Here is a 12,067-nt window from a genome sequence, read left to right as displayed (position 1 = left end):
GTGGACCGCCGACGCACCCACCCCTCGAGCACAGCCCGCTGGACATCGGTCAACGACAACGGCGGGATCTTCGGTCCAGGACGCGTCACAACCAACCAACGACAAATCTCTGACTCAGGTCACTAGGCCCTGTCCGGTGGATCTTCGCGGGCCCGCGACGCCTGGCACGGCGCCCCCAGCTACCGCTGGGAGGTGCCCCCGGCTGCGTTGTCGGGATCGTCCGAGTACGACCCGGTGCGAGGACGACCCTCCGCCTTGCGATGCTCCCCCAGCTACCGCTGGGAGGTGCCCCCTGCACCAGACGCCGCGGGCCCCGCGGCGGCAGCCGCTGATGTCACAGGCGCGAAGATCCACCGGACAGGGCCCAGCGGCCTCCCGCCGCCGCGTTACGACCCCGCGTCCAGGCCGTCGACCATGCGGTCCAGCAGGCGGGCGAACGTGGCGTCGGGGGTGAGCGGGCGGGTGGGGGCGGAGAGCGCCTCGGCGAGTTCCGGATGGTGTCCGTCGGCGGCCACCGCGGCGAGGTACCGGGCTTCGGCGGCGGCCCGGTCGGGTGAGGCGGAGAGCGCGGCCTGAGCGATCTCATCGCCGACGAGTCTGGCGGCGAAACCCGTGATCAGACTGAACACCTCCAGCTTCGCGCCGCCGTCCAGCGCGGCGGGCCGCAGGGCGGCGAGCGCGTGTTCCACGAAGGCCAGGGTGTTGGGCCCGAGGGACCAGCGGCGGTTGAACAGCGCGGTGGGCAGCCAGGGGTGGCGGAGCATCAGGGCGCGCTGGGCATGGGCGATGGCCTTCAGATCGGCGCGCCAGTCGCCGGTCAGCGGGTCCGGCGGTGACAGTTCGCCGCTCACATGGTCGACCATCAGCTGCAGCAGCGTCTCCTTGTCGGGGGCGTAGCTGTACAGCGACATGACCCCGGCTCCGACCTCCGAGGCCACTCGCCGCATGGTGACCGCGTCGATTCCCTCCGCGTCCGCGAGGGCGACGGCTGCGGCGGTGATCGCCTCACGGCTGAAGGCGGGTTTACGCCCCTTGCGGGGCTGCTGGGGGCTCTGCCACAGCTGCTGGGGGTCGACGCCTCCGGCGCCGGATCCGTCACCGCGAACCACGACCTGATCGCTCCTTCCCGCCATGGCGACTTGCGGAATCCATCCAAGCATCTACTATTCTCGTACGTGGTACGGGAATGCGAGGAGGGGAACGCGGGATGACGTCACCTACGCGTGATGGCGGGTCCGGGGCCACCGACGGAGCGGTCGCGGCCGCCTGGGTCGCGCCTTCGGGCAGGCCGCCGCTGGCGGCGCGGATGATGAGGGCGACCTGGCGCTCCCTTCCGGCCAGGCGGTACGAGGCCGGACGGGAGGCGGACCTCGAGATGCCGGCCGCCGACGGCAGCACCCTCCGCGCGGACCACTACTTCCCCCGCGCCGAGGGCGACTTCCCCACCCTGCTGGTGCGCTCGCCCTACGGCAGAGGAGTGCCCTGGTCGCCCATGTACGGGATGCTCTTCGCCGAACAGGGCTTCCACGTCGTCCTGCAGAGCTGCCGCGGCACCGGTGGCTCGGGCGGCGAGTTCGACCTGTGGCACAACGAGGCGGCCGACGGCCAGGCCACCGTGGCGTGGCTGCGGGACCAGCCCTGGTTCAACGGCGCGCTGGGCACCATCGGCCCCAGCTATCTCGGCTATGTGCAGTGGGCGCTCGCCCTGGACCCGCCGCCGGAGCTACGGGCGATGGTGGTGCAGGTCGGGCTGCACGACCCCCATGCCCTGTTCCACCGCGGCGGCGCGCTCCAACTGGAGAACGCCCTGCTCGTCGGCTCCGGCATGACCGCCCAGCACCGGGGGTTCGGCCCCTTCGTACGGGCCACGCTGCGCCTCCGGCGCCATCTGAAGCACATCATGCGGGCGCTGCCGCTGCGCGGATCGTATGCGCGTGGCCTCGGGGGTGAACTGCCCTGGCTGGACGGCGTGATGTCCCATCCGGACGCCGGTGACCCGTTCTGGAAAGGCGCGTCCACCGGTGGTGCCGCCGACGGCCTGCGCGTCCCCACCTGCCTGATCAGCGGCTGGCAGGACGCGCTGGTGGACCAGACCTTCGAGCAGTACGGCAGGCTGCGCCGGTCCGGCTGCGACACCTCCCTGCTCGTCGGACCCTGGACCCACACCTCCGCGCTCCAGCGGGGCTGGCCGGAGGTCTTCGCCGAAAGTCTCGCCTGGCTGCGCGCGCATCTGTGCGACGACCCCTCGGGGCTGCGCCCGGCCCGGGTGCGGGTGCACATCGGCGGTCAGGGGCACTGGCGGGACCTCGACGACTGGCCGCCGTCCCCGGACACCGCCCCGTGGTACCCCGCGGAGGGCGGGCGGCTCACCCGGCAGTCGCCCGAGACGTCCGCCTCACTGGCCTCCTTCCGCTACGACCCGGCCGACCCCACCCCGTCCATCGGCGGGCCGCTGCTCTCGCCCACCTCCGGGAGCCGTGACAACGGCGATCTCGAGAAGCGCCCCGATGTGGTGACGTTCACCGGCGAGCCGATGGCCGTGGCCATGGACGTCCTCGGCCCGGTCGCGGCGCGGCTGCGGATCTCCACCGACACCGGGTACGCCGATGTCTTCGCCCGCCTGTGCGACGTCGACGAACAGGGCCGTTCGGTCAATGTGTGCGACGGGCTGGTGCGGCTGCCGACCGGGCCGGGGCAGCCCGTGGAGATCACCGTGCCGATGAGCTCCACCGCCCACCGCTTCCTCCCCGGCCACCGGGTCCGTCTGCAGATCAGCGGCGGTGCCCACCCCCGTTACGCCCGCAACACCGGAAGCGGCGAGCCGGCGCTCGACGCGACCACCCTCACGCCCGTGCGCATCACCGTGCACGGGGCCTCGGTGCTGGACCTCCCGGTGGTCCGCGCCGAGCGGTGAGCCGGTGACTGGCGCGCGCGGGGGGCGCGCCAGCCGCCGGTGCACACCGCCGCCCGGCACCGGGCGGCCACCCGGCCGCGGTCAGGAGCTCGCCACGGCGGGCCTCCTACCGTGGCCGGGCCGGATCGTCCACCACATAGCCGAGAGCCTTGTCGACCACATTGCGCAGCGGACGGCCCTCGCTCCGCCGGATCAGATTGTCGAGGAACAGCTCGCCCAGGTCACCGCGCCAGTCCGTCACCTCGCCCGCCGTGTGCGGGGAGACGATGACGCCCGGCATCTCCCACAGGGGCGATTCCACGGGCAGCGGCTCGTGGGTGAAGACATCCAGTGCCGCCCCCGCCAGCCTGCCCTGGGCCAGGGCGTCGACGAGGGCCTGCTCGTCGACCAGCGGGCCACGCCCGACATTGACCAGCCGCGCACCCCGCTTCATCGCCGCCAGTACGGGCGCGTCGACCATGCCACGGGTGGCGGGGGTGAGCGGGGCGGCCAGGACCACATAGTCCGCCTCGCCCAGCGCCTCGGGCAGGGCCGCCGGGCCGTGCACCACGCCGAAGTCCGGGTCGCCGGTCCGCGGTGTGCGGCCGGCGCCGCTGACCCGCATGCCGACCGCGCGCAGCAGACGGGCGACGGCACGCCCGATGGAGCCGGTGCCCCAGACCAGGACCGTACGGTCGCCGATGCGCTCGCTGTCCGAGGGCCGCCACTCCCGGCGGCGCTGATGCTCCCAGGTGCCGGGGAAGTCCTTGGCGAGCGAGAGGATCAGCCCCAGGACGTACTCGGCGATGGGCCGGTCGTAGACGCCCCGCGCGTTGGTGAGCACCACCTCGGGATTGCCGGTCAGCGCGGGGAAGAGAAACGGGTCCACCCCCGCCGCCGCCACATGCACCCAGCGCGGGGCCTTCGCCGGATCGCCGGGCCAGGCGGCGGCCACCGCGGTGGACAGCGGCCACCACGCGAGCAGGGCGTCCGCCCCCGGGAGGAACAGCGGCAGCTCCTCCTCGGTGGCGTACACGGTCTCGGCGAGGGACTCGATCCGCGCCCGGTTGGGCGGCAGATGGTCCCGGTACAGGACGACCAGCCGGTCAGCCACGTCCGGCTCCCACGGGCCGGTCGGCGTGAAAGCGCACTTGCCCGCCTGGAACACCTGCCGCGGCGGTGGCATCGGTCATGACGGGTCTCCCACGGGCGTGACGGATACGGGCGGACGCCTCAAGCGTGACCGCCGCCACGCCGGTGGACAACGGACAGAGTGTCCACCCGATGACGAGGGACGGAACACGGTGGACGTTGACGGTGGCCGTCGGCTGAACCAGGGTGATGGCCAGCCGGAACGCGCCACCGGTCGCTCCGGAGCCCATCCCCGTCCCCGGGCCACACCCCGCCCACCGCGCGGTTCCCCCGCCGCATGCGTCCCAACCGCGTACACCGCCGTGCGTGCCCACCGAATGCTTGACACACGATGCCCGCCACCGCCCCGCCACCCCCCGGCATCGGCCCGCGCCGCAGCGCCCCTCCTCGTCCCCAGGAGAAGCAAGCATGTCCCTTCCCAGAACCTCCCGAGAGCCTCACCAGAGCTCCTCGCCCACCCTGGACAACGCCCCCGTCACCGCCTTCCACCGCAGGATGGTCCTCGTCGCCATGGGCGGTCCGTTCTGCGACGGCTATCTGCTCGGCATCATGGGGGTGGCGCTCAGCCTGATCACCCCGGCCCTGGCCCTGGACACGCTGTGGACCGGGCTCGTCGCGGCGTCCGTCCTGGTGGGCGTCTTCCTCGGTGGCGTGGTGTTCGGCCCGATCACCGACCGGGCGGGCCGCCATCTGATGTATGTGCTCAACCTGGCCGCGTTCGTGATCGGCTCCGCGCTGCAGTTCTTCGTCACCGAGGCGTGGCAGCTACTGGTGCTACGGCTGTTCATCGGCATCGCCATCGGCGCCGACTACCCGATCGCCTCGGCCCTCACCACCGAGCTGGTGCCGCGCCGGATGCGTGGCCCCGCCCTGTCCGGGCTGGTCCTGGCCTGGTGGGTCGGCTACGGGGTCAGCTACTGGGCCGGGTGGCTGCTGCTGGGCACCGGCGACGACGCATGGCGCTGGATGCTCGCCTCCGGAGCGGTCCCCGCCGTGCTCTTCCTCCTCCTGCGGGCGGGCGTTCCCGAGTCGCCACGGTGGCTGGCGTCGCGGGGACGGGTGGAGGAGGCCAGAGAGGTCGTACGCCGCCACCTCGGCCAGGAGGTCAGCGCCGAGGAACTGCTCGTCGAGTCCCGCCAGGACCGGCGCGGCGGCTCCGGCCTGGGCAATCTCGCCGAGATATTCCGCCGCGGCTACGGGATCCCCGCGCTGTTCTGCTCGCTGTTCTGGATCTGTCAGGTGGCACCGGCCTTCGCGGTGCGGTCGTTCCAGCCGCAGATGCTGGAGTCCTTCGGGGTGACCGGCACGTTCGGCGCCAGCGCGCTGATCACCACGATCGCGGTCGCCGGAACGGGCCTGGGACTGGTCGTGGTCAACCGCATCGGCAGGCGTCCGCTGCTCATCGGCAGCTTCCTGTGCATCAATGTCTCCCTGATCGCGCTCATCGTGCTGCCACTGCACTACGCGGTCCTGGTGGTGGGCCTCTTCGCCGCCTTCCAGTTCTTCGAGGCCGCGGGCAGCGGACTGCAGTTCGTCTATCCCAGCGAGCTGTTCCCCACCGATCTGCGGGCCACCGGCGTCGGGGTCGCCACTGCCATGAGCCGGGTGGGCTCCGCTTCCAGCACCTTCCTGCTCCCGATGGCCACCGCCGACCTCGGGGTCCGCGGCACCCTCGCCATCGGGGTGGCGATCACACTCATCGGCCTGGTGGTCTCCGTCCTCCTCGCCCCAGAGACCAAGAACCTCGGCCTGGCCGAAGCCAGCAGCCGCGCCTGACGCGCCATCGAACACGCACCTGACGTCCCGTCAAAACACCATCATCGCCTAGGAGAGGACACGCCCATGCGCAAGCTGGTCTCCTTCGACTGCTACCGCACGCTCATCAACTTCGATACCCGCACCGCCACCCACGAGATCGTCAAGGACCGGCTCGCCGAGCTCGGCGTCGACCCCGAACAGTTCCACCACGACGCGTATGTGATGCGCTTCCAGGGTGTCCTGGACGAATACCTGCCCTACCGGGAGATCGTCCGCCGCACCCTGCGCAACGTCATGACACTGCACGGCCTGGAGTACCGGGACGAGGACGGCGAGGCACTCATCGAGGCCATCAAGAAGTTCACCCCCTTCCGTGAGGTCCCCGACGCGCTGCGCCGCCTCAAGGGCGAATACGACATCGCGATCCTCTCCAACAGCGAGGACGACCTGATCGCCTACGCCGTCGAGGCGCTGGGCGTGGACTTCGACCATGTGCTCACCGCCGAGCAGGCCGGCGCCTACAAGCCGCTGCCGCAGGCGTTCGAGTACCTCATGAAGGCCACCGGCCGCGGTCCCGGGGACATCATCCACACCGCCCAGGGCTGGGAGTACGACATCATGCCGACCAAGCGCTACGCGGGCATGCGGCGGATCTGGGTGAACCGTTACGGCTTCCCCGGCTCGCCCGCCTTCCAGCCGTACGAGGAGATCAAGGACCTGTCCGAGCTGCCCGGACTGCTCAGGGTCTGACCCCCGCCCCGGCCACTCCCGCCACCGCCCACCCCGCGAAGGGAATCCATGACCGCCACCACGGCCGGCCGTCCGGCGCCGGTCAACGGCCGCGTCGCCCACTGGTTCGCCGAACTCCCCACCCCGCGCCCGGCGTTGCCCGGCGACCGCGACGCGGATGTGTGCGTCGTCGGCGCCGGACTGACCGGGCTGTGGACCGCGTATTACCTCAAACACGCCGACCCCGGTCTCCGGATCACCGTCCTGGAGGCCGAGTTTGCCGGATTCGGTGCCTCCGGCCGCAACGGCGGCTGGGCCTCCGGACTGATCCCCGGCGCCCGCGACCGGATGGCCAAGGCGTATGGCAGGCTCGCCGTCCTGGACTGGCAGCGGGCCATGAACGAGGCGGTGGACGAGGTGATCGACGTCGCCGCCCGCGAGGGCATCGACGCCGGCATCGTCAAGGGCGGCACCCTGCGCGTCGCCCGTACCCCCGCCCAGGCCACCCGGCTGCGCCACAAGGTCGAACAGGACTATGAGTGGGGGGTGGCCGACTCGGTGCTGCTCACCCCCGCCGAATCCGCGAGGCGCATCCGCGTCGACGGGGTCACCGCCGCCGCCTTCACCCCCCACTGCGCCCGGCTGCAGCCGGCCGCCCTGGTCCGCGGCCTCGCCGACACCGTCGAACGGCTCGGTGTCACCATCCATGAGAAGTCCCCGGTCACCGCCATCGAACCGGGCCGTGCGATCACCGCGCACGGCACGGTCCGGGCACCTGTCGTCCTCCGGGCCACCGAGGGGTTCACCGCGTCCCTCAAGGGGTTGCGGCGGGCCTGGCTGCCCATGAACAGCTCCATGCTCGTCACCGAGCCGCTGCCCGCCCGGATCTGGCAGGAGATCGGCTGGGAGGGACGGGAGACCCTCGGGGACACCGCCCACGGCCATATGTACGCCCAGCGCACCGCGGACGACCGGATCGCGATCGGCGGCCGCGGGGTGCCCTACCGCTTCGGCTCGCGCACCGACCACCAGGGGCGGGTCGGTGAGCGGACGATCGGCCAGCTCATCCGGACCCTGGAGCGGATGCTGCCGCAGACGGCCGGGGTCCGGGCGGAGCACGCGTGGTGCGGGGTGCTGGCCGTGCCCCGCGACTGGTCCGCCACGGTCGGACTGGACCGGGCCACCGGGCTCGGCTGGGCCGGGGGATACGTCGGCCACGGAGTCACCTCCACCAACCTGGCCGCGCGCACCCTCACCGATCTGGTCCTGGAGCGCGACACCCGGCTCACCCGGCTGCCGTGGACCGGCCACGCCCCGGGCACCTGGGAGCCCGAGCCGTTCCGCTGGCTGGGGGTGCGCGGCCTGTATGTCGCCTACCGCCTCGCCGACCGCCATGAGGCGGGCGGACGTGTCCGTACCTCACCCATCGCCACCATCGCCGACCTCATCGCACGCCGTCCGTGAGGCCACCCGCCGCCGCGTCCGGGCCCCGTTCGGTGGCCCTGGGCGCGGTGGCCCGGCTCTGCGATGATGAGCGGTATCCGGAGGGAGTCCGTCCAGATGCCGTTGCTCACGGTTGCCGACGTCCTGCGCCTTCCCGTCATCGTCGCGGGACTGCCCCGTGTCATGGCCGGTGAGGGGGAGCTGGCCCGTGCGGTCCGCTGGGTGCATGTCACCGAGCTGCTCGACCCCGCTTCGTTCCTCGAGGGCGGAGAGCTCGTACTGACCACCGGCATGCCCCAGCCCAACGACCCCAGCCGGTTGCGCGGCTATGTGGACCAGCTGGCCGACATCGGCGCCGCGGGGCTCGTGGTGGAGCTCGGCCGCCGCTACCAGCAGGTGCCACCGGACCTGGTGGCCGCCTGCCGCGCACGGGACCTACCGCTGATCGTCCTGTCCCGGGGCATCCGCTTCATCGAGGTGACCCAGACCGTCCACGCGCTGATCCTGGACGCACAGGGCGAGCTGCTGCGCCGCTCCCAGCAGGTCCATGAGATCTTCACCGGGCTGACGCTGCGCAACGCGGAGCCGAAGGAGCTGGTCCGCGCCGCCGCCGATCTGATGGGCCGCCCGGTGGTCCTGGAGAACCTGCTGCACCACGCGGTGGTCTCCTGTACGGCGGGCGGCACGGCCGGCAAAGTCCTGGAGGCGTGGCCGCGCCGCTCCCGTGCCACGCCGACCCCCGACACCGCGGGGGCCAGCGGACCCGAGGACTGGCTGGTGGCCCCCGTCGAGCACAACGGCCGTCGCTGGGGGCGGCTGGTGGCGCTGCCGGACGCGGCCGCCCCCGCGGCCGACCCGGAACACACCATGATCCTCAGGCGCGCCGCCACCGCGCTCACCCTGGCCCGGCTGACCGGCCACACCCAGTGGGACCGTCAGGCCCACACCTGCGCGCTGCTGGAACTGCTGCGCTGGAGCTACCGCGGCCGCACCGAGGCGCGCATCCGCATCGAGGCCCTCGGCATACCCGTCGTCGGCCACCGCCTCATCGCCCTCGTCATCGGCCACCACGGCGCCACCGCCGACGAGACGGGCCTGGACGACCGGCTCGCCGACGCCCTGCGCGACTCCGGCATCAGGGCCCTGGTGGGGCGGCTCTCCCCGGACCGGACCGGAGTGCTGCTCGCGCTGGCCCGGGCCAGCGCCTGGCAGCCGGTGGTGGAGCGGGTCAGCCGGCTCACCGAGGAGACACTGGGCGAGCCGGGGGTGGTGGCGGTCGGTCCGGGAGTGACGGAGATCGACCAGGTGGCACGGGCGTTCCGGGAGGCCGAGGAGGTCGTGGACGCCATCGGCCCCGGCACCCCGCACCGGCCGTTCCATGTGCCCTCCGACGTCGGACTTCCCGAGCTGCTGTACGCGCTCCGCGACGACGTCCGTGTGCAGAAGTATGTCGAGCACCAGCTCGGCAGGCTGATCGAGTACGACGAGCGGCATGCGGGCGATCTGCTGAGCACGCTGCGCCACTACCTCGCCGCGGGCAACAAGTCCATCGCCGCCAAACAGATCGGCCTCTCCCGCCAGGCGTTCTACCAGCGGCTGCACACCATCGAACGGCTCCTCGGCCGCGACCTGGAGTCCGGTGTGCAGCGCACCCAGCTCCATGTCGCCGTCACCGCCCTGGACACGCTGACGGCGGCCGGCGCGGGAGGATGGGACGCATGACATCCGAGACCGGCTATCTGCTGGACAACCGGCAACGCGAGGCCGGGCGGCGCTTCGACGCGCTGGCCGAGCTCTTCGACCCGTGGACCCTCGACCACCTCGACCATCTCGGCCTGGCCGCCGGTTGGCGCTGCTGGGAGGTGGGAGCGGGCGGACCCTCGGTGCCCACCGCCCTCGCGGAGCGGGCCGGGCCCACCGGACAGGTGCTGGTGACCGACATCGACACCTCCTGGCTGACGGAGCTGTCCGGCCCGGCCGCCGCCCCGATCGAGGTGCGGCGCCATGACGTGGCCCGCGATGAGCCACCGGGTGGCGGCTTCGACTTCGTCCATGCCCGGCTGGTGCTGGTGCATCTGCCCGACCGGGCCGAGGCGCTGCGGCGGATGGCCGAGGCGGTACGGCCGGGCGGGTGGCTGGTGGTGGAGGACGCCGACCCGGCGCTCCAGCCCCTCGCCTGCCCCGATGAGCGCGGCCCGGCCGAGGAGCTGGCCAACCGGATCCGCCGTGGATTCCGCGCGCTGCTCGCCGAGCGCGGCGTGGACCTCGCCTTCGGCCGCACTCTGCCCGCCCTGCTGCGCGGCGCCGGGCTGCATGACGTACGCGCCGAGGGCTGCTTCCCGCTGACCTCCCCGGCGTGCCGGGAGCTGGAGGCGGCCACCGTGCGTCAGCTACGCGGGCGGCTGGTGGCGGGCGAACTGGCCACCGAGGAGGAGATCGAGCGCCATCTGGACCACCTGCGCGGCGAGGGGATGGACGTCACCACCGCCCCGCTCATCACCTGCTGGGGCCGGCGCCCCCACTGAGCGGATGACAGGGCCGGGGTGCTCAGTCGAGCAGACCGAGCTGTCCCGCGGCCCGGATCGCCAGCCAGACCTCGGCGAACGCACCGGTGCTGGACAGATCGCGACCGGTCAGCTCGCTGAAGCGGCGCAGCCGGTAGGCCAGCGTATTGGGGTGCACATGGAGCGCCGCGGCCGCCTCGTCCGTACGGCGATCGCGCTCCATCCAGGTGCGCACCGACGGCAGCAGCCGTGAGCCATGCCCCGCGTCGTAGCGCTGCGCCTCGCCCAGCACATGCTCGACCAGGTCGGCGAGGGCTGCCGGGTCGTCGGGCAGCCAGCGGCCGGTGACATCGTCGCCGTACCGTACGAGGGCCCGGCCGGACGCGACGGCGTGGGAGGCCGCCCACAGCGCCTCGCGCTGGGCGATCCGCAGCGGGGTGCCCGGGCTGAACGGGCGGCTCATCCCGGCGGCCACGCCGGGCAGCGACTCGACGGCGTCACCCAGGCCCGGTGAGCCGAGCAGATAGCGGTCCTCGCCACGCTTGAGCAGCAGACACGGCTGATCCTCCAGCGCCCGCAGCACGGCGTCCTCGGTGACGCCCCGGACCACCGCCAGCACGGTCTCGCCCTCAATGGAGTGGCGCAGCAGATGGCGCCGCGCCACCGCGGGTTCGAGCGCGCCCTGCAGCAGCTCGGCGAGGATCTCCGCGCCCTCGCGGCGCAGCGTCTCCCGTTCGGTGCGGACCATGGCCACCTGGAGGGCGGCCACCGTGGCGATGTGCTGCACCACCGCGAGCCCGGCCGGGCGGGCTCCCTCCCGTTCGAAGGCGATGAGGAAACCCGCCGGGCCACCGGGGGAGGGGACCGGGAGGGCGAAGCCACCGGGGATGGTCGGCGGGGCGTCCGCCGAGCCGGGGATCACGGAGGTGTCGGGCGCGGGCACACCGGGCAGCAGCGGACGGCCTTGGGGTGTGCACAGATAGATGTCGTAACCGGACAGCTTCTCCAGCCGGCTGAACAGCGTCGCGGTGTCCAGATTCTCCGAGGTCAGCCAGCGCAGCGCGCCGAACACCTGCAACTGGGCGCCCAGCCGGTGGCGGGCGTCCTCCTGGACGGCGGCGGCCACTTCCTGCGCCACCGCCATGAACGGCACGGCCAGCGGGATCTCCAGGACCGGCATGCCCCGCTCCTCGGCGGCGTCGAAGAACGCCCGGCGCAGCGGGGGCATCCGCAACTGGGCGGAGACGGCCAGGGCGGCCACCCCGGCGTCGTCGAGCCGCTCCAGATAGCCGCGCTGTCCGGCCGCCGAGCGGGGCATCGCTATCCCCGTCGTCATGATCATTTCGGAGCCGAGCAGCCACGGCGTGGGGTCGTCCAGCTCGCTCACATGGGCCCAGGACACCGAGCGGTGCAGCCCGGCGCCACCCGCGATCAGACGTAGCTGGAGCGCCGGATACGACAGCAGATCGTCGACCGTCACACCCTGCTCTTTGTTGTTCACCACAAATTGAGCCTAACTCTTTGTCTCAGCAACGATTGTCGCGCGGTTCCTCCGCTGTGCAGACTCGCCCGACCGGACCCCACCGGC

At 72.5% G+C, this 12,067-nt stretch carries 9 protein-coding genes; 6 read left to right on the top strand and 3 right to left on the bottom strand.

Annotated features, from left to right (window positions below):
- Nucleotides 1-386 precede the first annotated feature (386 nt).
- Nucleotides 387-1,133 carry a TetR/AcrR family transcriptional regulator gene (locus J5X86_RS47240; RefSeq protein ID WP_208522779.1) on the bottom strand — a complete coding sequence of 249 codons (747 nt, stop codon included), beginning with the start codon at nucleotides 1,131-1,133 and terminating at the stop codon, nucleotides 387-389.
- 74 nt (nucleotides 1,134-1,207) lie between these two features.
- Between J5X86_RS47240 and J5X86_RS47235 the strand changes: the two genes are divergently transcribed.
- The gene (locus J5X86_RS47235) at nucleotides 1,208-2,914 is read left to right on the top strand and encodes a CocE/NonD family hydrolase (RefSeq protein WP_374229487.1); all 1,707 of its coding nucleotides are present in this window, start codon (nucleotides 1,208-1,210) and stop codon (nucleotides 2,912-2,914) included.
- 106 nt (nucleotides 2,915-3,020) lie between these two features.
- Here the strand turns inward: J5X86_RS47235 and J5X86_RS47230 are convergent, their stop codons facing one another.
- Entirely contained in the window at nucleotides 3,021-4,007 is a 987-nt protein-coding gene (locus J5X86_RS47230; protein ID WP_208522778.1) for a D-2-hydroxyacid dehydrogenase, read from the bottom strand.
- Nucleotides 4,008-4,453: 446 nt separating this feature from the next.
- On the opposite strand from J5X86_RS47230, the gene J5X86_RS47225 reads away from it, so the two are divergent.
- From J5X86_RS47225 to J5X86_RS47205, 5 genes are all read left to right on the top strand, one after another.
- Nucleotides 4,454-5,821, top strand: coding sequence for an MFS transporter (locus J5X86_RS47225; protein ID WP_208522777.1), 1,368 nt, complete (start codon nucleotides 4,454-4,456; stop codon nucleotides 5,819-5,821).
- A 66-nt stretch (nucleotides 5,822-5,887) separates the two neighbouring features.
- The gene (locus J5X86_RS47220; protein WP_208522776.1) at nucleotides 5,888-6,553 is read left to right on the top strand and encodes an HAD-IA family hydrolase; all 666 of its coding nucleotides are present in this window, start codon (nucleotides 5,888-5,890) and stop codon (nucleotides 6,551-6,553) included.
- A gap of 48 nt (nucleotides 6,554-6,601) precedes the next feature.
- Nucleotides 6,602-7,996, top strand: a complete 1,395-nt coding sequence (locus J5X86_RS47215; protein ID WP_208522775.1) for an FAD-binding oxidoreductase — start codon at nucleotides 6,602-6,604, stop codon at nucleotides 7,994-7,996.
- 96 nt (nucleotides 7,997-8,092) lie between these two features.
- Nucleotides 8,093-9,697 (top strand): PucR family transcriptional regulator ligand-binding domain-containing protein, encoded by a 1,605-nt coding sequence (locus tag J5X86_RS47210; RefSeq protein ID WP_208522774.1) that lies wholly within the window; start codon nucleotides 8,093-8,095, stop codon nucleotides 9,695-9,697.
- Nucleotides 9,694-10,500, top strand: a complete 807-nt coding sequence (locus J5X86_RS47205; RefSeq protein WP_374229486.1) for a methyltransferase domain-containing protein — start codon at nucleotides 9,694-9,696, stop codon at nucleotides 10,498-10,500. The genes J5X86_RS47210 and J5X86_RS47205 overlap by 4 nt, the downstream gene beginning before the upstream one ends.
- 22 nt (nucleotides 10,501-10,522) lie before the next feature.
- On the opposite strand, the gene J5X86_RS47200 is transcribed toward J5X86_RS47205, so the two are convergent.
- Nucleotides 10,523-11,983, bottom strand: a complete 1,461-nt coding sequence (locus J5X86_RS47200) for a PucR family transcriptional regulator (protein ID WP_308124959.1) — start codon at nucleotides 11,981-11,983, stop codon at nucleotides 10,523-10,525.
- Nucleotides 11,984-12,067: the final 84 nt, after the last annotated feature.

Source organism: Streptomyces sp. NEAU-YJ-81 (assembly GCF_017592595.1).
Taxonomy (GTDB): domain Bacteria; phylum Actinomycetota; class Actinomycetes; order Streptomycetales; family Streptomycetaceae; genus Streptomyces; species Streptomyces hygroscopicus_B.
This window is presented reverse-complemented; position numbering and strand designations above follow the sequence as displayed.

Excerpts from the sequence above, each read along its gene's own strand:
- J5X86_RS47240 (WP_208522779.1), bottom strand. The coding sequence starts at position 1,133 with ATGGCGGGAAGGAGCGATCAGGTCGTGGTTCGCGGTGACGGATCCGGC.
- J5X86_RS47235 (WP_374229487.1), top strand. The coding sequence starts at position 1,208 with ATGACGTCACCTACGCGTGATGGCGGGTCCGGGGCCACCGACGGAGCG.
- J5X86_RS47225 (WP_208522777.1), top strand. The coding sequence starts at position 4,454 with ATGTCCCTTCCCAGAACCTCCCGAGAGCCTCACCAGAGCTCCTCGCCC.
- J5X86_RS47220 (WP_208522776.1), top strand. The coding sequence starts at position 5,888 with ATGCGCAAGCTGGTCTCCTTCGACTGCTACCGCACGCTCATCAACTTC.
- J5X86_RS47215 (WP_208522775.1), top strand. The coding sequence starts at position 6,602 with ATGACCGCCACCACGGCCGGCCGTCCGGCGCCGGTCAACGGCCGCGTC.
- J5X86_RS47210 (WP_208522774.1), top strand. The coding sequence starts at position 8,093 with ATGCCGTTGCTCACGGTTGCCGACGTCCTGCGCCTTCCCGTCATCGTC.
- J5X86_RS47205 (WP_374229486.1), top strand. The coding sequence starts at position 9,694 with ATGACATCCGAGACCGGCTATCTGCTGGACAACCGGCAACGCGAGGCC.